24 protein-coding genes are annotated in these 24310 nt (G+C 72.5%); 14 read left to right on the forward strand and 10 right to left on the reverse strand.

Going from position 1 to position 24310, the window contains the following annotated elements:
- Positions 1 to 54: 54 nt before the first annotated feature.
- The gene (locus ABT084_RS02960; protein ID WP_351037890.1) at positions 55 to 1467 is read right to left on the reverse strand and encodes a family 2B encapsulin nanocompartment shell protein; all 1413 of its coding nucleotides are present in this window, start codon (positions 1465 to 1467) and stop codon (positions 55 to 57) included.
- 272 nt (positions 1468 to 1739) lie between these two features.
- A complete protein-coding gene (locus ABT084_RS02965) occupies positions 1740 to 2519 on the reverse strand; it encodes an NAD(P)H-dependent oxidoreductase (RefSeq protein WP_351037891.1) in 780 nt (259 codons plus the stop codon).
- Positions 2520 to 2661: 142 nt separating this feature from the next.
- Between ABT084_RS02965 and ABT084_RS02970 the strand changes: the two genes are divergently transcribed.
- The 3 genes from ABT084_RS02970 to ABT084_RS02980 all read left to right on the forward strand — a co-directional run bounded on the left by ABT084_RS02970 (position 2662) and on the right by ABT084_RS02980 (position 5649).
- A complete protein-coding gene (locus ABT084_RS02970) occupies positions 2662 to 3549 on the forward strand; it encodes a helix-turn-helix transcriptional regulator (RefSeq protein ID WP_351037892.1) in 888 nt (295 codons plus the stop codon).
- Between the two features lie 77 nt (positions 3550 to 3626).
- Positions 3627 to 4739 carry a tetratricopeptide repeat-containing glycosyltransferase gene (locus tag ABT084_RS02975; RefSeq protein WP_351037893.1) on the forward strand — a complete coding sequence of 371 codons (1113 nt, stop codon included), beginning with the start codon at positions 3627 to 3629 and terminating at the stop codon, positions 4737 to 4739.
- A gap of 19 nt (positions 4740 to 4758) precedes the next feature.
- Positions 4759 to 5649: an FkbM family methyltransferase gene (locus ABT084_RS02980; protein WP_351037894.1), complete on the forward strand. Its 891-nt coding sequence runs from the start codon at positions 4759 to 4761 to the stop codon at positions 5647 to 5649.
- Between the two features lie 48 nt (positions 5650 to 5697).
- On the opposite strand, the gene ABT084_RS02985 is transcribed toward ABT084_RS02980, so the two are convergent.
- Both ABT084_RS02985 and ABT084_RS02990 read right to left on the reverse strand, forming a co-directional pair.
- On the reverse strand, positions 5698 to 6201 hold the full coding sequence (locus ABT084_RS02985; RefSeq protein ID WP_351037895.1) for a hypothetical protein: 504 nt from the start codon (positions 6199 to 6201) through the stop codon (positions 5698 to 5700).
- Positions 6202 to 6340: 139 nt separating this feature from the next.
- A complete protein-coding gene (locus ABT084_RS02990; RefSeq protein ID WP_351037896.1) occupies positions 6341 to 7114 on the reverse strand; it encodes a response regulator in 774 nt (257 codons plus the stop codon).
- Positions 7115 to 7275: 161 nt separating this feature from the next.
- On the opposite strand from ABT084_RS02990, the gene ABT084_RS02995 reads away from it, so the two are divergent.
- The 3 genes from ABT084_RS02995 to ABT084_RS03005 all read left to right on the forward strand — a co-directional run bounded on the left by ABT084_RS02995 (position 7276) and on the right by ABT084_RS03005 (position 11068).
- The gene (locus ABT084_RS02995; RefSeq protein WP_351037897.1) at positions 7276 to 8940 is read left to right on the forward strand and encodes a sensor histidine kinase; all 1665 of its coding nucleotides are present in this window, start codon (positions 7276 to 7278) and stop codon (positions 8938 to 8940) included.
- On the forward strand, positions 8937 to 10133 hold the full coding sequence (locus ABT084_RS03000; RefSeq protein WP_351037898.1) for a PP2C family protein-serine/threonine phosphatase: 1197 nt from the start codon (positions 8937 to 8939) through the stop codon (positions 10131 to 10133). The genes ABT084_RS02995 and ABT084_RS03000 overlap by 4 nt, the downstream gene beginning before the upstream one ends.
- A gap of 107 nt (positions 10134 to 10240) precedes the next feature.
- Positions 10241 to 11068: a helix-turn-helix transcriptional regulator gene (locus tag ABT084_RS03005; RefSeq protein ID WP_351037899.1), complete on the forward strand. Its 828-nt coding sequence runs from the start codon at positions 10241 to 10243 to the stop codon at positions 11066 to 11068.
- 29 nt (positions 11069 to 11097) lie between these two features.
- Here the strand turns inward: ABT084_RS03005 and ABT084_RS03010 are convergent, their stop codons facing one another.
- Positions 11098 to 12501 (reverse strand): amidohydrolase family protein, encoded by a 1404-nt coding sequence (locus ABT084_RS03010; protein WP_351037900.1) that lies wholly within the window; start codon positions 12499 to 12501, stop codon positions 11098 to 11100.
- Between the two features lie 153 nt (positions 12502 to 12654).
- Positions 12655 to 13899 carry a PP2C family protein-serine/threonine phosphatase gene (locus ABT084_RS03015; protein ID WP_351037946.1) on the reverse strand — a complete coding sequence of 415 codons (1245 nt, stop codon included), beginning with the start codon at positions 13897 to 13899 and terminating at the stop codon, positions 12655 to 12657.
- A 311-nt stretch (positions 13900 to 14210) separates the two neighbouring features.
- On the opposite strand from ABT084_RS03015, the gene ABT084_RS03020 reads away from it, so the two are divergent.
- Positions 14211 to 15059: an aldo/keto reductase gene (locus ABT084_RS03020; RefSeq protein ID WP_351037901.1), complete on the forward strand. Its 849-nt coding sequence runs from the start codon at positions 14211 to 14213 to the stop codon at positions 15057 to 15059.
- Positions 15060 to 15068: 9 nt separating this feature from the next.
- On the opposite strand, the gene ABT084_RS03025 is transcribed toward ABT084_RS03020, so the two are convergent.
- Entirely contained in the window at positions 15069 to 16235 is a 1167-nt protein-coding gene (locus ABT084_RS03025; RefSeq protein WP_351037902.1) for an FAD-dependent monooxygenase, read from the reverse strand.
- Between the two features lie 88 nt (positions 16236 to 16323).
- Between ABT084_RS03025 and ABT084_RS03035 the strand changes: the two genes are divergently transcribed.
- The gene (locus ABT084_RS03035) at positions 16324 to 17100 is read left to right on the forward strand and encodes a TetR/AcrR family transcriptional regulator (protein ID WP_502968819.1); all 777 of its coding nucleotides are present in this window, start codon (positions 16324 to 16326) and stop codon (positions 17098 to 17100) included.
- A 21-nt stretch (positions 17101 to 17121) separates the two neighbouring features.
- Here ABT084_RS03035 and ABT084_RS03040 read toward each other — a convergent pair whose 3' ends face one another.
- A complete protein-coding gene (locus ABT084_RS03040; protein WP_351037903.1) occupies positions 17122 to 17697 on the reverse strand; it encodes a GNAT family N-acetyltransferase in 576 nt (191 codons plus the stop codon).
- A gap of 208 nt (positions 17698 to 17905) precedes the next feature.
- Between ABT084_RS03040 and ABT084_RS03045 the strand changes: the two genes are divergently transcribed.
- Both ABT084_RS03045 and ABT084_RS03050 read left to right on the forward strand, forming a co-directional pair.
- A complete protein-coding gene (locus ABT084_RS03045) occupies positions 17906 to 18271 on the forward strand; it encodes a hypothetical protein (protein WP_351037904.1) in 366 nt (121 codons plus the stop codon).
- A 3-nt stretch (positions 18272 to 18274) separates the two neighbouring features.
- The gene (locus tag ABT084_RS03050; protein WP_502968825.1) at positions 18275 to 18661 is read left to right on the forward strand and encodes a scabin-related ADP-ribosyltransferase; all 387 of its coding nucleotides are present in this window, start codon (positions 18275 to 18277) and stop codon (positions 18659 to 18661) included.
- 60 nt (positions 18662 to 18721) lie between these two features.
- Here ABT084_RS03050 and ABT084_RS03055 read toward each other — a convergent pair whose 3' ends face one another.
- The gene (locus ABT084_RS03055; protein ID WP_351037906.1) at positions 18722 to 19297 is read right to left on the reverse strand and encodes a TetR/AcrR family transcriptional regulator; all 576 of its coding nucleotides are present in this window, start codon (positions 19295 to 19297) and stop codon (positions 18722 to 18724) included.
- Positions 19298 to 19441: 144 nt separating this feature from the next.
- Between ABT084_RS03055 and ABT084_RS03060 the strand changes: the two genes are divergently transcribed.
- Positions 19442 to 20173: an SDR family oxidoreductase gene (locus tag ABT084_RS03060; RefSeq protein WP_351037907.1), complete on the forward strand. Its 732-nt coding sequence runs from the start codon at positions 19442 to 19444 to the stop codon at positions 20171 to 20173.
- A 180-nt stretch (positions 20174 to 20353) separates the two neighbouring features.
- Complete coding sequence (locus ABT084_RS03065; RefSeq protein WP_351037908.1) at positions 20354 to 21616, forward strand: RICIN domain-containing protein; 1263 nt, start codon at positions 20354 to 20356, stop codon at positions 21614 to 21616.
- Between the two features lie 34 nt (positions 21617 to 21650).
- On the opposite strand, the gene ABT084_RS03070 is transcribed toward ABT084_RS03065, so the two are convergent.
- On the reverse strand, positions 21651 to 22538 hold the full coding sequence (locus ABT084_RS03070; protein ID WP_351037909.1) for an NmrA family NAD(P)-binding protein: 888 nt from the start codon (positions 22536 to 22538) through the stop codon (positions 21651 to 21653).
- 106 nt (positions 22539 to 22644) lie between these two features.
- Between ABT084_RS03070 and ABT084_RS03075 the strand changes: the two genes are divergently transcribed.
- Positions 22645 to 23352 (forward strand): TetR/AcrR family transcriptional regulator, encoded by a 708-nt coding sequence (locus ABT084_RS03075; RefSeq protein WP_351037910.1) that lies wholly within the window; start codon positions 22645 to 22647, stop codon positions 23350 to 23352.
- A 209-nt stretch (positions 23353 to 23561) separates the two neighbouring features.
- Positions 23562 to 24293: a hypothetical protein gene (locus ABT084_RS03080; RefSeq protein ID WP_351037911.1), complete on the forward strand. Its 732-nt coding sequence runs from the start codon at positions 23562 to 23564 to the stop codon at positions 24291 to 24293.
- The last annotated feature ends 17 nt before the right edge of the window (positions 24294 to 24310 follow it).

A 24310-nucleotide genomic window follows, 5' to 3' on the forward strand; every position in this document is an offset into this window, starting at 1 on the left:
GGGGTGGGTGGGCTTGTCCGGGGAGGTACGGGCCGAAGGGGACGGCCGGACGGCCTAGTCGCGCCTGCGCGCGATCTGTACGTTCTCGAGCACACCGAGGGCGTCGGGCACCAGGATGGCGGCGGAGTAGTAGGTGGTCACCAGGTAGGAGATGATCGACCGTTCGTCGATGCCCATGAAGCGCACCGACAGACCCGGCTCGTACTCCTCCGGCAGCCCCGTCTGGTGCAGACCGATCACGCCCTGCTTGTCCTCGCCCGTTCGCATGACGAGGATCGAGGTGGTGTTCTCCTTGCTGATGGGGATCTTGCTGCAGGGCAGGATCGGGACCCCGCGCCAGGCCGGAACCTGCTGGCCGCCCAGATCGACGTGATCGGGGTAGAGGCCGCGCGCGTTGAACTCCCGGCCCATCGCCGCGATCGCCCGGGGGTGCGCGAGGAAGAACTTGGAACCGCGACGGCGGCAGAGCAGCTCGTCGAGGTCGTCCGGCGTGGGAGGGCCGGAGTGGGTCTGGATCCGCTGCTTGAAGGCGGCGTTGTGGAGCAGACCGAACTCCCGGTTGTTGACCAGCTCGTACTCCTGGCGCTCGCGCAACGCCTCGATGGTCAGCCGGAGTTGCTCCTCGGTCTGGTTCATCGGCTCGTTGTAGAGGTCGCCGACCCTGGTGTGGACCCGCAGCACGGTCTGGGCGAGGGAGAGCTCGTACTCGCGCGGATTGAGTTCGTAGTCGACGTAGGTGCCGGGCAGTTCGGCCTCGCCGGTGTGGCCGGCCGACATCGCGATCTCGGCTTCGCCGTGCTTGTTCTGCCGCTGCAGGGGCAGCGCGCTGAAGTGCCGGACATGGGCCTGCAGGCCCGGCGCGGCGGACAGTACGGCGGCGAAGTCGGCGCGGGACAGGGTGAGCAGGGTGCCTGCGGTCTCGGCGGTGGCCGTGGCGTCCCACGTGGCGTCGCCGTCCAGCAGGGCGTACTCGCCGAAGTGGTCGCCGTCCGCCAGTACCGCGACGGCCACCTCTTCCCCGTACTTGCCCACGGAGGTCTGGCCGACCCGGCCGTGGGCGATCAGGTGGATCTGCTCCGCGGGGCCGCCGCGCTCGGTCAGGACCTCGCCGGCCCGGAAGTCGCGCTGCACGCACCGGTTGGCGAGCGCGGTCAGTACGTCCAGGTCCTCGAAGCTCCTGAGCAGGGCCAGCTCACCGAGCTCGCGGGGGATGACGCGGACCCGGCCGCCGTCCTGGACGAACTCGACGCGCCCGTCGCCGACGGTGTAGCTCAGCCGGCGGTTCACCCGGTAGGTGCCGCCCTTGGTCTCCACCCAGGGGAGCATCCGCAGCAGCCAGCGGGAGGTGATCTCCTGCATCTGCGGCGCGGACTTGGTCGTGGTGGCGAGGTTGCGCGCGGCCGCCGTGCCCAGGCTGGATTGCCGAGGCGGCTCCAGCTGGGCTTCGGGGCTGGTCTCAACGGTCATCGACGAGATCTCCTTGACAGGGCGGTGGCGGGGGTTCGCGCGCGTTCTCGACAAAAGAGGAAAAACGAATAAACATTCGGGAATCGGTCCGGATCCGTTGAGAACGCTAATGTCCTGGGCCCATGCGCCCCAGCGGAGTCGGCGGGATTACCTCGAAGCGGTGATCTTCTGCCGCACGGAGTTTGGCCTGGACACCATCGGTGTCCAGGCCAACTCGGGCCGGATTTCCGGCCAATGGCGCTCACGCCCCTCCTCGCCATGCCCCGCCGGGGTCAGTCGCGTACGTGCAGCCCGAATCCCGTGCGGCCCGCCGGTTCCAGACCCTCCTTCAGGTGCAGCGAGGGGATCTCGTAGTCACCGAAGTTCTGCCGCCGGAACGGGATGGGGTCGGTCGACTCCAGGGTGAGCAGCCGCTCTTGCCAGGCCTTGGCGACGTCCGCGTAGTCCTCGTCGGTCATCCGGTCGACGCCGTGCAGGACGAACGGCGGCAGCGCCTCCATGCCCGGGTAGTAGAGGATCCCGTGGTGGATCGGGAACAGCAGGTCGTCGATCGGGCCGTTGATCCCGCGCGCGCCGTAGTGCGACTCGGGGCCGCCGACGGTCACCGACAGCAGGGCCTTCCGGCCCGCGAGGGTGCCTTCGCCGAAGCGCTCGCCGTACTTGGTCTCGCTGTGTTCGCCGACGCCGTACGCGAAGCGGTAGGTGAACACCCGGTCCACCCAGCCCTTGAGGATCGCGGGCATCGTGTACCACCACAGGGGGAACTGGAAGATGACCGTGTCGGCCCACAGCAGCTTCTCCTGCTCGGCCAGGACGTCCGCGGTGAGCGTCCCGGCGTCGAAGGCCCGGCCCGAGTCCAGGGCGACCTTCAGCGGACTCGACGCCTCGGGGCCGTAGTCCGCGGCGTCGACGACCGCCTTCCAGTTCATCGCGTACAGATCGCTCACCCGGACCTCGTGCCCCGCGGCCTCCAGGGTGGACACCGCCAGGTCCTTGAGCGAGCTGTTGAGCGACTTCGGCTCCGGGTGGGCGTGGACGATGAGCGTCTTCACGGGAACTCCTTCGGATCGGGTGATGCCGTCGATCCTGGGCGCCGCGGCGCCCGGCGTTCAGGGGCGCCGCTTCCGTAGGACGGGACTTCCTGGTACTGGCAGGGCCACCCTCACCCGCGCCGTCCGGGGCGATACTGGCGGCATGGACGATCTTGCGGGCTTCCTGCGGACCCGGCGTTCCCGGGTCGACCCGGCCGCCGTCGGCATCCCCACCGACAGCCGCCGCCGCGTCGAGGGGCTGCGCCGCGAAGAGGTCGCGCACCTGTCCGGAGTCAGCGTCGACTACTACGTACGCCTGGAGCAGGGCCGCGCGACCCAGCCCTCCGAGCAGGTCCTGGACGCGCTCGCCCGCGTCCTCGGCCTGGACGAGACCGAACGCGGGCACCTCCACCGGCTGGCGCGGCAGCGCCGTCGCCGCGCGAAGGCGCCGAGCGGGCGGATCCGGCCGGAGCTGCTGCACGTCCTCGGCCTGGTGACCGGCGCGCCCGCGCTGATCATGAACCACCGTCTGGACGCGCTCGCCGGGAACCCCCTCGCCGGGCTGCTCTTCGGCCGGCCGGTGCCGGGCCTGAACATCGCCCGGCACGTCTTCCTGGAGGAGACCGGGCGCGGCCTGTACGCGGAGTGGGAGAAATGCACCCTCGACGTGGTCGGGCACCTGCGCCTGGCCGCCGGCGAGTACCCCGACGACCCCCGCCTGGCCTCGCTCATCGGCGAGCTGGCGATGGGCAGCGAGCGCTTCCGGCACCTCTGGGCCCGCGCGGACGTCTCCGCCCGCGCCCACGGACGCAAGGCGTACCGGCACCCCCTGGTCGGGCCGCTGGAGCTGCACCAGGAGAACTTCGCGCTGCCGGACACACCGGGGCTGGAGCTGATCGTGCTGTCCGCGGCGCCCGGCAGCGCCGCCGAGGACGGGCTGCGCCTGCTCGCGAGCCTGGGCACGGCCGGCGCCGCCGACGCGCCCGCGCCGGTCCCCGCACCGGTTGCCGCACCGGCTCCGGCTCCGGCGAGCCTCGGACAAAACGGCTGAACGAGTCATTAGGGTCGCAGTCCGATGCCGACCCGGCCATCCGCAGGGCGGACGGCCTCGCTACAGCGGGTGGGGCCGTGAAACCAACAGTCTGCCTGAACATGATCGTCAAGGACGAGGCTCCGACCATCCGGAAGTGCCTCGACTCGCTGCGCCCCCTGATCGACACCTGGGTGATCGTGGACACCGGCTCGACGGACGGTACCCAGGACGTCATCCGGGACTGCTTCCGCGACCTGCCGGGGGTGCTGCACGAGCGCCCGTGGAAGGGCTTCGGCGCCAGCCGTACCGAGGCGATCGAACTCGCCCGCTCCCGGGCCGACTACCTGCTGTTCATCGACGCCGATGACGAGATGCAGGTGGAGCCCGGGTTCCGGATGCCGGACCTGACCCTCGACGCGTACCAGGTGGCCCTCCACGACGGCCCCATCATCCACTGGCGGCCCGCTCTCGTCTCCACCCGGCTGCCCTGGCGGTACGTCGGTGTCCTCCACGAGTACATCGAGTGCGGCACCCCGTACACCCACGGCAGGCTCGACGGAGCCAACATCCTCACCGTCGGCGGCGGAGCGCGCCTCCGGGAGGGCGGCCTGCGCAACAAATACCTGCGGGACGCGGAGATCCTGGAGCAGGGGCTGATCGAGGAACCCGGGAACGCCCGGTACATGTTCTACCTGGCCCAGAGCTGGCGGGATGCGGGAGAGCCGGAGAAGTCCCTCGCGTCCTACGACCGCCGGGCGGCGATGCCCGGCTTCGTCGAGGAGACCTACTGCGCCCAGGTCTACGCCGCGCGGCTCGCCGCGGAGCTGGGCCGGCCGCCGGCCGAGGTGATGGACCGCTACCTGCGCGCCCACGAGAGCCGCCCCTCGCGCGCCGAGGCGATCGGCGACCTCGCCCGCATCTGCCGTCTCGCGGAGCGCTGGCCCTTGGCGTACATGTTCGCCAAGGAGGCGGCCCGCATCCCCTTCCCGACGGACATCCTGTTCGTCGAGTTCTCTTGGCACGAATGGCGCGCGCTCGACGAACTCGCCGTGGCCGCCTCCTGGGTCGGCGCCTACCAGGAGTCCCTGGAGTGCTGCGAGCGGCTCCTCGGTGAGGGCCGGCTTCCCGGCGAGGAGCGCGAACGCGTCGCGGGGAACCTGGAGTTCGTCCAGCGCAAGCTGAGCGCGACGTACCACGTGGTCGCCTGATCCCGAGGATGAGAGAGTCATGACCGTCACCGCCCCCTCCAGCACGACCGCCCCCGCCGCCACGACCGCTCCCGCCTCGCCCGTGCTCGCGCTGGTGCGGCCCCAGCGGCCGACCCATGTCGTCGACATCGGCGCCAACCCGATCGACGGGGACCCGCCGTACCAGGACATGCTGCGAGCCGGACTGTGCCGGGTGACCGGCTTCGAGCCGCAGCCCGACGCCCTGGAGGACCTGCGGCGCCGCAAGGGCCCGCTCGAGACCTACCTGCCCGATGCCATCGGAGACGGCGCCACCCATACGCTCCGTGTCACCGCGGCCTCGGGAATGACCAGCCTCTACCGTCCCGACCCGAAGCGGCTCGGGCTCTTCAACGGCTTCACCGAATGGGGCAGGGTCCTCGAGGAGATCCCGGTCGCCACCCGGCGGCTGGACGAGGTCGAGGAGGTCGGCCCCTTCGACCTCCTCAAGATCGACATCCAGGGTGCCGAGCTGATGGTGTTCCAGGGCGCCCGGCAGAAGCTGGCCGAGGCAGTGGCGATCCACACCGAGGTCTCGTTCGTTCCGCTGTACGAGGACCAGCCCGTGTTCGGCGATGTGGACCAGGAGCTGCGCCGCCAGGGCTTCATCCCGCACGCCTTCGCGGCGGTCAAGCGCTGGCCCATCGCCCCGGTGGTCTTCGGCGGCGACTTCCGCCTCGCCCGGCACCAACTCCTGGAAGCCGACGTCGTGTACGTACGCGACTTCGGGCACCCCGACGCCATGACCGACGAGCAGCTCGGGCAACTGGCCCTGATCGCCCACCACGTGTACGGCTCCACCGACCTCGCGCACCACTGCCTCGGCGCCCTGGCCGCCCGGAACGCCGCCGCACCCGACGCACCGGCCCGCTACCTCACGATGGCGGGCTGACCGCCACGGCCCAGGTCCCCCTCACGGCCGCACCGGCCGGTCGGCGTCTCAGAACAGGCGGTGGCCCTGTACCCACACGGTCCTGCCGCCGCCGTCGCGGACCAGCCGGAGCTTCTTGACGCCCGAGTAGTTGCCGGCGGTCGTGAGGAACGCCGGTCCGATGATGATGGCCACGGCGCAGGCGGCGACGAGTCTGCCGATCACGTTCACCGGCTCGGTGTCCCCCTCCTCGACCGTCTGGCCTCCCAGGTGGACGAGCATCGGGACGGTGACGAGCAGCGAGAGCAGCAGGAGCCAGCCCAGCACCCGGTAGATCTCGTACTTCGCGCGGGCCTTGGCCAGGCTCTCGACCGTGACGGAAAGCGGCTTGTGGCAGCGCGGGCAGGTGAAGCCGACGGTCTCGTCACCCTTGCGCGGCCGGCGGCCTTCGCCCGCCGACATGCGGGAGACGCTCCACTTGACCGTGGTCCCGCCGAGTCCGGACGTGACACTGACGCGGCACCCCATGCTCAGGGTGTACTCCTCGTTCAGCAACTGCTTGGCCAACCCCATGGACCCCCCAGCCCCCTGCCCGTGCACGCCACGGAAGGAGCCAGAGTTTAGGCCCCCACGGACCGGAGCGAAACCCGCTGTCGGCCGGGATCCCGCCGCCCCGGAACCCGGGGCGGCGGCGTCGTTCCGCCGGCCGGTCTCAGGTGCGGCGCGGGCGGGCGGCGGTGTCGAGGTAGAAGGCGTCGATGCTCTGGACCGCCTGCTCGAACTCCTCCAGGTTGACCGGCTTGGTCACGTAGGCGTTGGCGTGGCTGCTGTACGCGCCGACCACGTCGTCCGGCGCGGAAGAGGTGGTGAGGACCACCACGGGGATGGCCTGCAGGTCGTCGTCGCTCTTCAGGACCTTCAGCAGGTCGCGGCCGTTCATCCGGGGCATATTGAGGTCCAGGACGATGAGGTCGGGCCGGACGCTGTCCGGGTCGCGGAGGTGTTCGAGAGCGGCGACTCCGTCGGTGACCTGGACCAGATTGCGGGCACCGCGCTCGGAGAGGGCCTCCTCGATCAGCATGGCGTCGGCCATGTCGTCCTCGACGAGCAGCACGTCGAAAGGGCGGGCGGGGGTGGTCATCATCGGATGCTCCGTGGGTGCTTCGTCGGTGTGGTGGAAGAGCCCCGGCCAGCGGCGCCGGGCACCCTGGCGGGTCATCCCGCATGCCCGGCCGATTTGGGGGTATCCGGCACCTCCGCGGGCGGCTGCCACGGCCGCGTCCCGCTGAAGGCGTTCGGCGGCCCGCTGGAGCTGTTCCAGAAGGTGCAGGAGGGCCAGGGCCTGGGCGGGGTTCGGATCCGGAGGGGGAGGGGTGTCTGCGAGTAGTCGAAGGGCAAGGCGCCGCGCAAGAAGACCGACCGCCGAGTCCGCGGCGGCGGCCGTCTCCTCGGGGGTCGTCTTCAGGAAGAAGTTCTTGCCAGGCATACCGGAACCTTAGGCCCCGGGTCGGCCCCTCGACAACAAAGGTTGTCGAGAACCCTCTACAGTGGCCGCTGGCCCCTGACGGCGGGGCATCACGGGCATCATGCGCATCACAGGGCATAGCAGTCATCGCAGGTAGTCGGCAGGGCGGAGGGGTGCAGTACATGAGCGGGAACACGGGTCCGCGTCCGCAGCGGTTCTCCGCCTGGACGACGCGGCGGTGGCTGCGTGTCGGAGTGGCCGTGTCACTGGCTCTCCTCACGGTCCTGGGCGTGACGGGAGCATGGGTCCTGGGGCGCACGCAAACGCTCAGCGAAGACCTCCTGGACGTGAAGGCTCCCGCGGTGAGCACGTCGTTCCGCCTGGAAGCGGCCCTGCTGAACCAGGAGACCGGGATCCGCGGCTACGGGCTCACCGGCAATCCCGACTTCCTCACCCCCTACCGGCAGGGACTGACCGACCAGGCGACCAACGCGGCGCGCCTGGCCGAGCTGCTCCACGACGACCCGGCCCGACTGGAGGACCTGGCGGCCGTGCGGGAGGCCGCGCGGAACTGGCAGGAACGCACCGCCCGCCCCATCGCCGCCGCCCCCGCGGGGACGGTCTCCCCGCCGAGCGCCGAGCGCGCCGCGCAGGGCAAGGCGTCCTTCGACCGGGTCCGGGCCGCCCTGAGCGGCCAGCAGGGGCGGCTGGAGGCGGACCGGGCGCGGGCGGTGGAGCACCTCTCCGCCTCGATGGGGCTGTGCAACGCGATCTTCGCCGCGATCGCGGTGCTCATCGTCCTGCTGGCGGTCCTGGTCTTCGAGGCGCTGCGCCGCGGCATCACCGAGCCCCTGGACCGGCTCGGGGCGGACGCCCGCGCGGTCGCCGGTGGTGACTTCGGCCACCCCATCGCCCTGACCGGCCCGGCGGACCTGCGCCGACTCAGTGGCGAGATCGACTTCATGCGGCGCCGTCTCGTCCGGGAGCTGGCGTTCGTCGAGGAGGCGCGCCTGCGTCTCGACGCACAGGCGACGGACCTCCAGCGCTCGAACGCCGAGCTCGAGCAGTTCGCGTACGTCGCCTCCCACGACCTGCAGGAGCCGCTGCGCAAGGTCTCCAGCTTCACCCAGCTCCTCCAGCGCCGCTACGGCGGGCAGCTCGACTCCCGGGCCGACCAGTACATCGACTACGCGGTGGACGGGGCGAACCGCATGCAGGTCCTCATCAACGACCTCCTCGACTTCTCCCGCGTGGGCCGCGTCCACCGCGAACTCCAGAGCGTCGACCTGGGCTCGGTACTGAAGCGGACCCTGTCCGCCCTCAGCGTGAGCATCGAGGAGACGGAGGCCTCGATCACGCACGACCCGCTGCCCGCCCTGGTCGCCGACCCCACCCAGATGGGCATGCTCTGGCAGAACCTGATCGGCAACGCGATCAAGTTCCACCGCCCCGACGAGGCACCGCGGATCCATGTGACCGCGGTCCCGGAGGGGGAGCAGTGGCGGTTCACGGTCACCGACAACGGGATCGGCATCGACCCCGAGTACGCCGAGAAGGTGTTCGTGATCTTCCAGCGGCTGCACACCAAAGAGGCCTACAACGGCAGCGGCATCGGACTGGCGATGTGCAAGAAGATCGTCGAGTTCCACGGGGGCGCCATCGCCGTCGACACCGGCTACCAGGACGGAACCCGCATCACCTTCACCCTCGCCGCCGAACCCCCGAAGGCGGTCGGCCCGTCCACCCTGCCGGAAGCCACCCGCGCCGACACGGAGCAGGAGCCGGGCACGGAGTACGGCGCGGAGCGAGACCCGGAGCGTGACGCGGAGCAGGTGCAGGCCCGGTGACCCTCGCCACCTCAACCGCCCTCGGCGCGGCCCCGACCGAGGCGGCGGTGTACCGCATCCTCCTCATCGAGGACGACGAGGGCGACGCCCTCCTGGTCGAGGAGCTGCTCCAGGACACCGGGCTGCGGTACGAGCTGACCACGGGGGCGACCCTCGCCGAGGCGCGCACCCAACTCGCCGCCCGCGCGATCGACTGCATCCTGCTGGACCTGCACCTGCCGGACGTGGCGGGCACCGAGGCGATCGCCGCCGTACGGGAGCTGGCCCCGCACGCCGCGGTGATCGTCCTGACCGGTCTGTCCGAGACGCAGGCGGGCGCCGAGGCGATGGCCGCCGGAGCCCAGGACTACCTCGTCAAGGGCAAGGTCGAAGCCGACCTGCTGCACCGGACGGTCCGCTACGCCGTCTACCGCAGCCAGACCGAACGCGCGACCGTCGAGGCCCAGCAGGCCCGGCTGCACGCCGAGGAGAACGCCCGCCTGGAGCGGGGGCTGCTGCCCCAGCCCCTCCTCGCCACCTCCACCGTCACGGTGACGACGCGCTATCTGCCCGGCGCCGAGAGAACCCTGCTCGGGGGCGACTTCCTCGACGTCGTCGAGGGCGACGACGGACGGCTGCACGCGGTGGTCGGTGACGTCAGCGGCCACGGCCCCGACGCGGCGGCGGTCGGCGTCTGCCTGCGCATCGCCTGGCGCTCGCTCATCCTCGGCGGACACCACGGCAACGACCTGCTGCACCTCATGGAACGCATTCTCATCGCCGAGCGCGGCGCCCAGCCGCTGTTCGCCACCTGCACCCTCCTCACCCTCGACCAGAAGGCCGGCACCGCCACCCTCCACCTGGCCGGCCACCACGAGCCCCTGCTCACCACGGGGGACGACACCAGGGAGGTGGCCGCCGCCCACGGCATCGCACTGGGCATCGCCCCGTCCCTGCGCGACTGGCCCGCCACCGTCGTCCCGCTCCCGCCCGTCGGAGCCCTCACCCTCTACACCGACGGCCTCACCGAAGGGCACAACGGCACGGACGCCGGACGCCTGGGCGTCGAAGGACTCCTCACCCTGATCCGGAGCCTCCCCCCGACGGACCCGGCCGCCCATGTCGACCGGCTCATCAAGGAGGCACAGGCACTCGACGCCGGTCGGCACACCGACGACCTGGCCATACTCCGCCTGGACTGGAAGCACGGGTGACGCCCCCCGTCGAGAGCCCCTGGAGGCGATCCGCCGGGTCGGCGGGCCGCGTACCCGGCACGATCGACCCCGAGGGACCGCGGGCTTCGAGCGCTTAGCCTGAGCGGGTGACCAGCAACGCTCTCGGAGATTTCCTGCGCGCCCACCGGGCCCGCCTGCGGCCCGCCGATGTCGGGCTCGCGTCCCACGGCGCCCGCCGGGTGGCGGGGCTGCGGCGGGAGGAAGTCGCCGTCCTGGCCGGGATGAACGGCGACTACTACGCCCGCCTGGAACAGGGCCGCGAGCGCAGGCCCTCCCCGCAGATCCTCGAAGCGATCAGCGGCGCGCTGCGGCTGGACGACGGGGCGCGGGAGCACCTGTACCGGCTGGCGGGCACCGCGCCGGACGGTGCGCGCCCGCAGCCGGGGGAGACCGTCAGCGCGGAGCTGCGGCAGCTGATGGACGGGCAGGCGAACGCCGTGGCGTTCGTCCTGAACCCGGCCACCGACTTCCTGGCGACGAACACCCTGGCCGAGGCGCTGTTCTCCCCGTTCGCCGCGGTGGACAACCTCGCCCGGATGACCTTCCTCGATCCGGCCGCCCGGGGCTTCTTCGCCCCGTGGGGGCGGGCGGCCGAGGCGGTCGTGGCCGCGCTGCGCCACGCCACGGGCCTCGACCCGCACTACGCCCGCCTGCACGACCTCGTCCGCTCCCTGGGCGGGGCGAGCGCGGAGTTCGCGGCGCTGTGGACCTCGCACAGCGTCCACGCGAAGACCCGGGACGCCAAGGAGCTCCTCCACCCCGACGTCGGTCCGCTGGCCCTCACCTTCCAGACCTTCGACGTACGGGGCGCCCCGGGCCAGCAGCTGGTGATCTACCACGCCGCGCCGGGAAGCCCCGCCGCGCAGGCGCTGACCCTGCTCGGCGCTCTCCACGCGACCCGCTCGGAGCGGTAGTGGCGCGCGGCTCGCTGCCTGGCGTGCCGTCACATTCGTTGGGCGGCAGGTGTGTTGAGCACGTACGCCCGAGAAGCGTGCACCTCGTCGCGCAGGGCGGCCAGGTCGACGCCCAGGACCTGGCCGTTCCACTTGCGGGGCTCGCCGTTGATGAGGACGGCACTGATGTTGCGGGCGTCGGAGCCCAGCACGACGGTGCCGATCGGGTCGTTGAGCGGCATGTTGTTGAGGTCCTCCGCCCGGATGACGAGCAGGTCGGCCTTCTTGCCCGGGGTCAGCGAGCCGGTGACGCGCTCCAGGCCGTTCGTGCGGGCGCCCTGGAGGGTGGCGAAGTCCAGGACGTCGTGAGTGGAGATGCGTACGGGCTGCCGGCCGGTGCCGTGTACGGCGTTGACCGCGCGCATCCGCTGGATGGTGTGCAGGGCCCGCATCTGCGTGAACATGTCGCTGGCCAGGGCGACTTCGACGTCGATGCTCAGCCCGGGGCGCACGCCGACGGACAGCGCCTCGTCGACCGCGGGGATCGCCGTCTCCAGCCCGATCTGCGCGTCGGAGGTGGGGGCCAGGGCGATGGTCGTGCCGCTCTCCCCGATCGCGCCCCAGGCCGCCGCGCTGAGTCCGGTGGCGTGGATGAGGGTGAGGTCGGGGCCGAGCAGGCCCTCCTGCGCCCACCGCTGGACGGCCCGCGAGGAGGAGGCGCCGAAGACGGCGTCCACGCTCACCCCGATGCCCAGGTCCCGGGCGGCCCGGGCGAGTTCGGGCCCGTACGCGAGCGCGGGTCCGGCGATCTCGTCGGTGGCCAGGGCGGCCAGGCGCAGGGTCAGCAGCTGGTCCTCACCGGCGAAGTACCGGTCCCTCAGGCGGCTCAGGTCGCCGGGCCACTGCTCGTCCCACGCGCCGAAGTGCGGAGCCATGGAGGCGTGCACACCGCGGATGCCGGTGTCGACGAGGGCCTGGACGGCGGCGTCGGAGTGTTCGGGGGTACGGGAGTTGTGGGAGAAGTCGAGCATGCAGGTGATGCCGCCGTCGATCGCCGTCAGAGCGGCCAGCCGGGTGCCGACGTACATGTCCTGGGGCCGGTAGACGGTCGCGTAGCCGGCCAGCGTGGACATCACGTAGGCGCCGAGGTCGTCGACATCCGGCATGATCCGCCGCAACTGGGCCTCCCAGGCGTGCCGGTGGGTGTCGACGAAGCCCGGAGTGAGGACGGTGCCGGTGGCGTCGACGACCACCGCGCCGTCCCGGTTGAGACCGGGACCGACCGCGGTGATCATGTCGCCTTCGACGAGCAGATCGGCTCGGTCCAGGACGCCCAGGTCCGGGTCCATGGTGACGACGGTCGCGCCGGTGAACAGGATCCGCCGCCGCGGGTCGGCGGATCGGCGCAGGAGCTGTTCGAGCACGGCGGGGCTGGTGGTGCCGGAGGCGGTCAAGGGGGACGTCCTGTTCGTCGTGCCGGGGCGTGGGAGCCCGTACGGGAGGGGGTGATGACCCCAGCCTCGGGCCGCCCGCCGGCGACAACCAGGCCGCCGTCAGCCTGGGTACACCGCACCCTGGCTGATCCCGATGCCCTGGGCAGCAGGGGATCAGAGACCGGGGGTGGCCGGGTCGCGGGACGGCAGCCCCGCCCGGAGAGCGGCCGGTCGCGTGTCCTGCGGCGCGGGGCCGAGCCATTCGCACATCAGGACGGTGGCGTCGTCCTGGAGGCGCCCGTCGTGGTGATCGAGGACGGCCCGCATGAGCCGGCGCATGGTCTCGGGAACGGGCAGGCCCTCCGCGTGATGGCGGATGAGGAAGTCGGTGAAGCGCTCGAGCCCGAACTCGCCGTCGCCGGGGCGGCGGGCCTCGGTGATCCCGTCGGTGTAGAGCACGATGCGGTCGCCCGGTTCCAACCGCTCGCGGCAGACCGTACTGACCAGCCCGAGGCCGGTGCCCATGGGGTGGGCCGGCGGGCACGTGAGGTGGCTGCTCCAGCGGTTGCCGCGGATGATGATCGGTGGGGGATGGCCGCGGTTGACCCAGCTCAGCTCGCCGGTGCGGGTGTCGAGGACGGCGAGGATGCCGGTGACGAAGCGGCGGTGGCCGTACTGCTCCATCAGGGCGGCCTCCACGGCCTCGCCCTTGGCGACGAGTCCGGCGCCCTGTCGGCGGGAGTTGCGGCAGGCCCCCAGGGCCAGGGCTCCGCACAGGCCGGCGGCGGTGTCGTGGCCCATCGCGTCGAAGAGCGTCAGATGGATCAGGGGGCCGTCGATGGCGTACTCGTAGACGTCGCCGCTGATCCGGTGGGCCGGCTCCATCGACGCCGAGATCACGACCCGCCCGTCGGCGTACGTACGCGGCGGCATCAGGTTCCACGCCATCTCGGCCCCGAGGTTCAGCGGCTCGGTCCGCGTCAGCCGGGCCAGGGTGTCGCTGGAGACGCGCTTGGCGGAGATCATCAGCGCCAGGAGCGCGGCGAGCCGGTCGATGTCCTCCCGGGCGCGGGCGTCGTCGTGGGCCGAGCGCACGCGCAGCAGCCCCAGGCGCTCGGTGCCGTCCACCAGGGGCACCCACCAGTCAGGGACGCCCGCCTCCCCCGGTGCCGGTGCGGCGGGTGTGAGACGCCCGTACTGGTACGCCCGCCCGGGCACCGTGCCCTCGATCGGGATGTCCCTCTCGGCGCCCGGCGGGGCCCCGCCCGGGCCGGTCAGCAGGTGCAGCCCCTGGCGGCCCAGGTCCGCCAGGTAGACGAGTACGCCGGTGAAGCCCGCGGCCCCGGCATGCGCGCCGACCCCCTCGGGGAGCGCGTCGAGCGGCATCAGGTGGCTGGCCTCGAGCAGACCGGCGAGCATCGCCCGACCGCCCGCCTCACGGTCCACGTCCACGCCCGCGCTCCCTTGCCTCGCCCGGCCGCACCCCGCACCCGCACCTCGGGTACCCCGGCATTTCCCACCGCAGCACATGAGGGCCCCGAGCGCCAACAGCACGCCACCGCGTCCGGCCGCGGCCGGTGACGGGACCGGCCGTCACGCGGAGGGGCGGGCCGGTCGGCCCGGCGCCGGGTCCACATGGACCACCGGCCGGGACGCGGCTCTCCCCGGCGGGTACGGGTGGAGGGGAACCGCTGGACGAGCCCCACGCCCCCGCACCTAAGGACCCCCGGATGCAGACCGTCACCCTGAACAACGGCGTCGCCATGCCCATCCTCGGCTTCGGCGTCTACCAGATCCCGGCCGAGCAGACCGAGCGGGCCGTGGCCGACGCCCTCGCCGCCGGTTACCGGTCCCTGGACACCGCGGCCGCCTACGGCAACGAGGAGGCCGTGGGGCGCGCGATCAAGTCCAGCGGCATCCCGCGCCAGGACCTGTTCGTCACCACCAAGCTGTGGGTGTCCGACGCGGGCGAGGAGAAAGCCAGGCGCGCCTTCGACACCTCACTGCGCAAGCTCGGCCTGGACCACCTCGACCTGTACCTGATCCACCAGCCGTACGGCGACGTCTACGGCTCCTGGCGCGCGATGGAAGCCCTGTACCAGGAGGGACTCGTCCGGGCCATCGGCGTCTCGAACTTCCACGGCGACCGGCTCGTGGACCTGATCGACCACAACGCCATCGCCCCGGCGGTCAACCAGGTCGAGACCCACCCCTTCCACCAGCGCACCGCCGACCAGGAACTCATGCGCGAGCGCGGGGTCCAGATCGAGTCGTGGGGCCCCTTCGCCGAGGGCCGGGGCGGCCTCTTCACCCACCCGGAGCTGAGCCGGATCGCGGCGGCCCACGGCAAGTCGGTGGCGCAGGTCGTGCTGCGCTGGCTGGTCCAGCGGGGCGTCGTCGTGATCCCCAAGTCGGTCCGGGCCGACCGCATGGCGGAGAACCTCGACGTCTTCGACTTCGAGCTGACCGCCGACCAGATGGCGGCCATCGCCGCCCTGGACACGGGAGCGTCGCTCTTCTTCGACCACCGCGACCCGGCCATGGTCAGCCGCCTCGGCAACGCCCCCCTGACCAGCTGAGCCGCGCCGTCATCCACCGCCCCCGAAGAGGTCGTCCATCGCGCGCCGCACGGTACGGGCCGGGGTGGCGCGGACGGCGACGTCCCGGGCGGCCACCGCGAGCGGGTGGGTGAGGGCGGCGATCCGGCCCGCGCGCCGGGACCGCACCCGGAGGGCGTCCGTACGGGCGCAACGGGCCGCGCTGTAGGCGGCCAGGGCGGCCGGGACGCCGACCGCGTCGGTACCGGCCAGGAGGCGGCCGAGCACCGCGGCGTCCTCGATGGCCTGGCAGCCGCCCTGGCCGAGGTTGGGGGTCATGGCGTGCGCGGCGTCGCCGAGCCAGACGAGGCGGCCCCGGTGGTGGCGGGGGAGCGGGGCGGCCAGCTCGTGGAGGTCGTGCTGGAGCACGGCCGCCGGGTCGATCCACTCCAGCAGCGCCGGGACCGGGTCGTGCCAGGTGCCGTACCGGCGCAGGAGTTCGGCGCGCAGGTCGGCGGGGCGGTGGCCCTCGGGGACCACGGCCGTCGCGTAGAGGTAGATCCGGCCGTCGGCGAGGGGGACGACGCCGAAGCGCTCGCCGCGGCCCCAGGTCTCGGCGGCGGCCGCGGGGGCCGGTCCGCGGGCGGGCAGGACGGTGCGCCAGGCGGTCTCGCCGCTGTACCGCAGCCCGGGGTGCTCCGGGTGGTACCGCCGACGCAGCGGGCTGTGGATCCCGTCGGCGGCGATCACCAGGTCGGCACCGAGCTCGCCCGACGCGGTACGGACCACCGGGCGCCCGGCCGGTGCGTCGACGCCGTCCACGGCGGTGACGGCGGTGCCGTAGCGGATCGCTCCCCCGGGGAGCCCCGCGGTCAGGGCGTCCGCCAGAGCCGCGCGGTGCACGGCGAGCGGCGGGGACCCGTAGCGGGCCGTCATGGCGCCGGAGTCGGCGCGTCGCAGCCAGCGGCCGTCCGGGCGGCGCAGACCCAGCGCGGCGGGCGCGGCGCCTCCCAGGGCCCGCGTGATGTCCAGGCCGATGGTGTCGAGGGCGCGCAGGGCGTTGGGGGCGAGGACGATCCCGGCGCCCACGGCGGTCGGCCCGGGCGCCCGCTCGCAGACCGTGACCTCCCAGCCGCGGCGATGCAGGGCCACGGCTGCCGCCAGCCCACCGATCCCCGCGCCGACCACCACCGCGCGACGACTCCGGATCTCCGCCATGTCACACCACGCCCTTCCCGCCATGGCCTCCCTCTACATCCGTAGAGGAGAAGTTCGTGGCCGCACTCTACAGCTGTAGAGTTGCGTCATGTCCACCCCTGGCACCCCCGCGTCCGCACCGGACCGCCGCACGCTGATCGCGGACACGGCGATCGGGCTCGTGGCCGCCGTCGGGCTGCGCGGCCTGACCCACCGGGCCGTCGACGGCGCGGCGGAGCTGCCGGCGGGCAGCACGTCGTACTACTTCCGTACGAGAACGGCTCTGATCGGCGCGTGCTACCAGCGGCTCGCGGAGCTGGACATCGCCGACCTCGACCTGACCCTCACCCTCGACCTCACCTTCACCCCCAGCCCCGGCTCCGGTCCCAGCCCCAGCCCCGGCTCCGGTCCCAGCCCCAGCCCCGGCCCCGGCCCCGGCCCCGGCCCCGGCCCCGGCCCCGGCCCCGGCCCCGGCCCCGAGCGCGGCAGCTACGCCGGCGGCGGTGGTGCCCGTGCCACGGCGCCGCCGGACCGGGAGGCGGCCGCCGTGGTCCTGGCCGGGCTGCTGCACCGCTGGCTGACGGTGGGGCGCGAGCGCCAGCTGGCCCGCTTCGAGCTCAGCCTCGAGGCGGCCCGTCACCCCGAGCTGGAGCCGGAGCTCCACCGGGCGGGACGGGGTGCGCGCGCCCGGGCCGCGGGGATCCTGGCCGCGCTCGGCGCGGACCGGCCCCAGGAGGCCGCCGAACTCCTGGCGGCGTGGACGGACGGGCTGCTCTACGACCGGCTGGCCGGAGCCCTCGCCCGCTCCCGCCCGGCCCCGGACCCGGCCGAACTGACCGCGACCGCACGCCGGATGATCGACGCGGCCCTCGCCGGAACACCCTGACGCGGCGCGGCGCCCCGGCCGTCACCGCTCCTGGCGGAGGTCCAGCATGGAGAAGACCTTGTCGAAGCGCTGGGCGCCGACGGCGACGAAGTCGGGCAGTCGGCCGTATTCGCGGAAACCCAGCGACTCGTAGAGGTGCAGGGCGTTGGCGTTGTCGCCGCGGGCGTCCAGGGTGAGGACCTCGATGCCCGCCCGCCCGGCATCAGCGATCAAGGCGGCGGTCAGGGCCCGGCCGATGCCGAGTCCATGGGCGCCGGCGTCCACCGCGAGCTTCTCCAGATCGGCGTGCGGCCGATGGGTCGCCCGCGCGTAGCGCAGCCAGTACCCCAGCCCGACCAGCCGACGGCCGACGTACGCGGCGCGCAGGGCCGCGTCTCCGGCGTGCGCCGCGGCGGTGACGTGGGCGAGCAGCTCCGCCACCTCGCCGGGCGCGGGAGGCTCCACCCAGCCGAGCGCCGCACCGCCCCGGACGAGGTCGGCCAGTATGCGGTGCGCCGACTCCGCGAACCGGGCCCCCAGGTCCGGATCGGACATCACCCCGGTCGCGTCGAGGATGACGGGCTCGAGGGTTCCACCGCTGGTCGTGGCCGTATTCATGCCGTCACCCTAACCAGCCCCCGCGCCGCTCCGGGAAGCGGCCGTCCGCGCGGCCGGACACACCGCGCCCGCCGGGGCACAGGCGGATCCTTTCCCCAGTACGACTGATCCACCCGTGCGGGTGGACCTGGTGCACCGCGCTCCGCCCGACCTGGAACCCGCCCCTATAAAAGGGCCCGTCACGTTGATCGACTGATGGGTCCTCACCATGTTGCAGGCCGCTCTGCGGGTGCTCGCCGCCCTGTCCCTCGTCTCCGCCGCCGTTTCCCCGGCCGCGGCGGCCATCGCTCCGGCTCCGGCCCCGGCCCGCGGAGCCATCACGGCGCGGGCCGCCGCCGATGACCCGCTGACCGCCCCCTGCGGGCCGGTGGTCGAGTACCGGGCCTGGGACTGGTGGCGCACCACGACCAACCCGACGCTCGCCCGCCCCGTCGCCTCGGCCGCGGCGGACGAGCGGTGGCAGTGGCGCACCGACGTCAACACCCTGTGGCGCGGCGACACCCGGGAGAGCGTCGAGGAGATCTTCGAGACGGGCTTCACGCCCCGCGGCGACCAGGTGACTCCCCTCGCCTAGTACATCGTCAAGGGCGGCGGCCAGAACAGCGCCCACCTCAGCACCAGTTGCGAGAAGTGGGTCGCCCAGAAGTTCGCCACCTACGGCAGTGCGAAGACCGGCTGGGTCTACGAGATCCAGGCGCCCGGCGGCATCGACGTGAACGCCACCGCCCGCCACAACAACTACAACTCGCCCTACCTCTGGAACAAGGAGATCGACTTCCCCGGGGGCGTCCAGGGCCGTTTCATCAAGGGCGCCTGCAAGTTCCGGCTGATCCACACCGACCCGCAGACCAAGGTCAACACCTTCGAGGAGCTCGGCTGCAAGAACAACCCCGGTTACGCGCCCTACGGCGAGGGTGCCCGCGGGGAAGGAGCGGCCGCGGCCGCACTCGCCGCGGCCCGCTGACAGGTCACGAGCCGTCGGACCAACCCGGCGGCCGCTCGCCCGTCCCGCTGGGTCCCACCGTCAGTGCGGCATGACGCGCAGCCCGTCCAAGGTGAGGTCGAGGAGGCGTTCGGCCTGTTCCCGCTGCTCGGGCCCGGCCGAGGTGAGGGCGATGCCGGAGAGGGCGGCGAACAGGTCGGTCGGGCTGATGTCGGGCCGGATCGTTCCGGCGGCGGTACCCGCCTCCATGAGGGAGGAGAGGGCGGCCTGGATCAGCTCGCGACTGTCGGCGTAGGGGTTGGTACCCGAATCGACGACGGAACGCAGGGCGTCGGCCATGCCGAATTTGGCCGTGGCGTAGTCGATGAAGCGGCGGGTCCAGGCCCGCAGGGCCTCGGGCGGCGGCAGCTCCGCGAGGAGGCCGGGGGCGGCGTCGCACAGCCGTGCCACCTCGTTGCGGTACGCCGCCTCGATGAGGGCTTCCCGGGTCGGGAAGTTGCGGTAGAGGGTGCCGGTCCCCACGCCCGCCTCTTTGGCGACGCGTTCGAAGTGCGCGTCGAGCCCCTCTTCGGTGAACACGCGGACCGCGGCGGCCAGGATCCTGTCCCGGTTCCGCTGTGCGTCGGCCCTCAGCGGGCGCCCTGCGTCTCGGGCCATCGGCGGCTCGCTCCCTTGTCTCCGGTCGGGTTGCTAAGTGGAGGCGCCTCCACTTACTCTGGACTAAGTGGCGGTGCCTCCACTTTCACTCTAGGGCATGCGTCTGTCCATGCCCCGAACCCTCTTCCGGAAGGACTCTCGGCCATGTCGGGAATCGAAGGCAAAGTCGTGGCGATCACCGGTGCCGGCAGCGGCATAGGTGAGGCCACCGCGCTCCATCTCGCCGCGCGGGGCGCGAAGGTCGTCCTCGGGGCGCGCCGCGCCGAGCGTCTGGAAGCGCTGGCCGCGCGCATCGAAGGCGCCGGTGGCGAGGCCGCCTGGGCCGCTACGGACGTGACCCGCCGCGAGGACCTCCGCGGCCTGGTCCGGCTCGCGGGGGACCGGTACGGCAAGCTCGACGTCCTCGTCAGCAACGCCGGTGTGGGCCTGATCTCCCGCCTGGACGACCTGCGCGTCGAGGACTGGGAGGAAATGATCGACGTCAACCTCAAGGGGGTGCTGTACGGGATCGCCGCGGCCCTCCCCGTCTTCCGGGGGCAGGGTTTTGGGCACTTCGTGAACATCGTGTCCACCGCCGGGCTGCGCGTCGTGCCGCTCCAGTCGGTGTACGCCGGTACGAAGAACGCCGTGCGCACCATCTCCGAAGGTCTGCGCCAGGAAGCGGGGGACAGCCTGCGGGTGACGGTCGTCTCCCCGGGGGCCGTCCGTACGGACTTCACGGAGCGGATGGATCCGCAGGCGCGGGCGCGGATCGACACGATGATGGAGACGGCGTTGTCGCCGGACGCGGTGGCCCGCGCCATCGCCTTCGCCATCGAGCAGCCGGACGGTGTCGATGTGGGCGACATCGTCGTCCGCCCGACCGCTCAGGGGTAGCGGAGGCCGAACGGCCGATCGGCACGGGCATCTTGACGCGGCCGTACCGTGCGCCTTGAATCAAGTAGTGAACAAAGGGGTCCGGAGGGCCCGCTTCCGCGTTCATTCTCTGGTAGAGCCTTGTCATGCGCATGCCCGAAGTGGCCCGGCGCCATCCCCCCACACCCCCGAAGTGATGTGATGACAGTGCATCCCACTTGGTACCGGCGCGCGCTCTTATGCGCCCTCGCCCTCGTCTGCTGGGGAAGTCTGGCGGCCCCCGCCACCGGCGCCGCGGCCCCCACGCCGTCGTCGGCCGGCGCGGCCGTGACCTTCTCCGATGACTTCGACGGGCCGGCCGGAGCCGCCGTCGACCCGGGAAAATGGCAGATCGAGACCGGTGACAACGTCAGCAACCACGAGCGGCAGTACTACACGGCGGGCAACCGCAACGCCGCCCTCGACGGGCAGGGCCACCTGGTCATCACCGCCCGCCGGGAGAACCCGGCCGACTACGCCTGCTGGTACGGCCGTTGCGAGTACACGTCGGCCCGGCTGAACACCGCGGGCCGGTTCACGCAGACGTACGGGCACGTCGAGGCGAGGGTCAAGGTGCCGCGCGGCCAGGGCATGTGGCCCGCCTTCTGGATGCTCGGCAACGACATCGGCCAGGTCGGCTGGCCGAACTCCGGCGAGATCGACGTGATGGAGAACGTCGGCTTCGAACCGTCGACCGTGCACGGCACCCTCCACGGGCCGGGCTACTCCGGGGCCGGCGGCATCGGGGCGGCCTACTCCCTCCCCGGCGGGCAGGCGTTCGCCGACGCCTTCCACACCTTCGCCGTCGACTGGGCTCCCGACTCCGTCAGTTGGTCCGTGGACGGCGTCGTGTACCAGCGGCGGACGCCTGCCGACCTGAGCGGCCACAGCTGGGCCTTCAACAAGCCGTTCTTCCTGATCCTCAACCTCGCGGTCGGCGGATACTGGCCGGGTGACCCCGACGGCAGCACGGCGTTCCCCCAGCAGCTGGTGGTCGACCACGTCCGCGTGACCTCGTACGACGGCGGCCCCGGCGGCCGGACCGGCCAGATCGGCGGACTCGCCGGCAAGTGCGTCGACGTCGCCGGGGCCAACCCGGCCAACGGCACGCCGGTCCAGCTCTACGACTGCAACGGCACCGGCGCCCAGCGCTGGACCCTCGGCTCCGACGGGACCGTACGGGCGCTCGGCAAGTGCCTCGACGTCGCGAGCGGTGGTACCGCCGACGGGACACCGGTCCAGCTCTACGACTGCAACGGGACCGGTGCCCAGCGCTGGGCGGTGTCCGGGGCCCGCGACATCGTGAACCCGCAGGCGGACAAGTGTCTCGACGTCACCGGCGGCAACTCCGCCAACGGGACGCGGCTGCAACTGTGGACCTGCACCGGGGCCGCCCAGCAGAAGTGGACGGTCCCGGCCGGCTGACCGCTCCCGCACCGCGGTGCCGCGCACCGGGGGTTCAGGCCAGGAGGGCGGGCGCGAGGACGTCCTGGCACCACTGACGGAAGTCGGTGGGTGCGGTGAGCCCCCGGGTCGTGTGCTCCGCGGCGTGGAGGTCGTAAATGCCGTCGTTCTGGGCGGCGGCCATGTCGGCCAGGCCGCGTGCCCAGGCGGCGCTCATCCCGTACCGCGTCATCGTCGCCTCGTAGGCGTCGAGCTCGACCTGCTCGGCGCGGACCGGACGCTCCAGGACCTCGGACATGACCCGGGCCATGTCCTGCGGGGTCAGGGTGTCGGGGCTGATCACCGGGATGCTCTCCCGGCCGCTCCAGGAGGCGTCGGCGAGGAGGCGGGCGGCGGCCGCGGCGATGTCGCGGGTGGCCACGAGGGCGAGCGGGCGGTCGACGGTGTTCGCCGTGAGGAACACGCCGGTCGCCTTGATCGCCTCGGCCTGGTTCAGGAGGTTCTCCATGAAGAAGGGCATGGCCAGCGCCCGGTAGGCGACCGCGGTGTTCTCGATCAGCGCGTCCATCGCGAACGCGGGTGACAGCAGACCGGCGTGCCGGCCGTACGCACGGCCGAGGCTGGTGATGCCGACGACCCGCTTCACGCCCTGCGTCTCGATGGCGGCGCAGGCCGGGCGGGTGAAGTCGAGGTAGTGGTCCTGAATGTCCTCCGCCCGGGGGTTCGGCGGCACCAGCCACAGGGCGCTGTCGGCGCCCGCGAACGCCTTCGCGAGAACCTCGGGATCGCTGTGGGAACCCTGGACGACCTCGACGCGATCGCGGACGGCCGGGTCCAGCCGCGCGGGATCGCGGACGACCACTCGGAGCGGGTGGCCGCTGTCGAGGAGGGTGCCGAGGACCTGTCGGCCGATCCGGCCGGTGGGGGCGGTGATGACGATCATGAGGGTCTCCGGGGGAGTCGCGGCTCTCTGTGTTTCCACCGCTAACAAAAACACGTTAGCGGCTGGGCTCGCAACTCGCTAACGCTCCGCTGTTATCGTTGGAAACATGGAATCCGACCGCTCCGCATCGGCGGAAAGCAACCGTGACCGGATCATCGCCGCCGCGGCCGCCCTCCTCGAGGAAGGCGGCCGCGAAGCGGTCTCGACCCGCGCGGTGAGCACCGCGGCGGGCGTCCAGGCGCCGACCATCTACCGGCTCTTCGGGGACAAACAGGGCCTCCTCGACGCGGTCGCCGCCCACGGTTTCGCGGCCCACCTGAGCGAGAAGGCCGTCCTGGAACCCAGCGGCGACCCGGTCGAGGACCTGCGCCACGGCTGGGAGCGCAACCTGGCCTTCGGCCTCGCCCATCCGGCCCTCTACGCCCTCATGTACGGCGAACCCCGCCCCGGCGTCCTCCCCCCGGCGGCGCTGGCCGCACTGGAGGTCCTCGGCGCCCACATCCACCGGATCGCCGAGGCGGGCAGGCTCCGCATCGACGAGGAACGCGCCACCCGGCTCGTCCATGCCGTCGGAGGCGGCACTACCCTCGCCCTCCTCGCCACTCCCGAGGACCGCAGGGACCTCGGCGTCTCCCACCTGGCGAGGGAAGCGGTCATCGCCGCAATCACCAACGACACCCCCACCGCCACGGCGCCCGGCCCCGCCGCCGCGGCGATCGCCCTGCGGGCCCTCCTCCCGCGGACCACCGCACTGACCCCCGGCGAACACCTCCTGTTCACCGAGCTGCTCGACCGCATCGCCGGCACGGCATGACCGCAGGCTCGAGGCCGTCCGTGTCCCGATCCGGTCGGACTTCGTATACCCCGTGAGCCGCACTACGGTTGGCCGTGCGGACGAGTGGCGTTCTGTCAGCTCCCCATGATCCTGCGGGTGTGCAGCATGCTGGGGGAGGAGCAGTTCCCGCGGCCGGCCGGCCGTCCCGCTGGCACACACCGCATGACCCGAATGACGAGGAGGGCCTGATGAGCGGGGCTGACGAGGGGCGTCAGTGGCTGGACGAGGTCAGTGTCGAGAACGCGAGGGCGACGCTCTTGCAGCTGCTCGCGCGGGCGGGCGTCCCCTCCGACGCGTCATGGGAGCTGATCGGGCTGGTGGAGGCGGGTGCGCTGGCCCTCGCACACGACGAGCTCGGCCACACCGGCCGGAGCGCGCCGGGGGACAAGGGCGAGGATTACGAGTCCGGCTGGCTCGACGGAGCCGGTGAACTCCTGGAGGAGCTCGGCGCCGTCGCCGAGAGGACCCTGCTCCGGGTCGTGGGCCCGGCCGGGCAGCAGGGCCCGGCGGGGGAGTACCCGCGGGCCGGACGCATGGAGGTGGAGCGGGCGCGAGTGGCGCTCACGCCCCTGTACCTGTCGTTCACCGCGGCCTCGGAGCTGGATCCGGAGGAGACCGAGGAGGTGCTCGCCGCCGTCCTCGGCACGATGAGCCCCCGCTGGCGGGCGCGGTACGCCGGACGGCTGGCCGCCTTCGCCGCGGCCCACCGGGCCCGGCTGGAGCGGCTGTTCGCGGCGTTCGGCCCGGACAGTGCGATCACGGTCCACGGCCGCTATTCGCTCCTGCACTCCGCCACGAGCATCGCCGTTCTGGAGCGGCTCACCACCGCGCCGCGGGAGCTGGAGGAGGAATGGGACGCCGCGGAACTGCCGCCCGCCTGGCTGGACGGGCTGGCCACCGCATGGAACGCCTCGGAGTGACCGGCGCATGATGCGAC

The sequence above is a fragment of the Streptomyces sp. NPDC002138 genome (assembly GCF_040296485.1).
GTDB lineage: Bacteria > Actinomycetota > Actinomycetes > Streptomycetales > Streptomycetaceae > Streptomyces.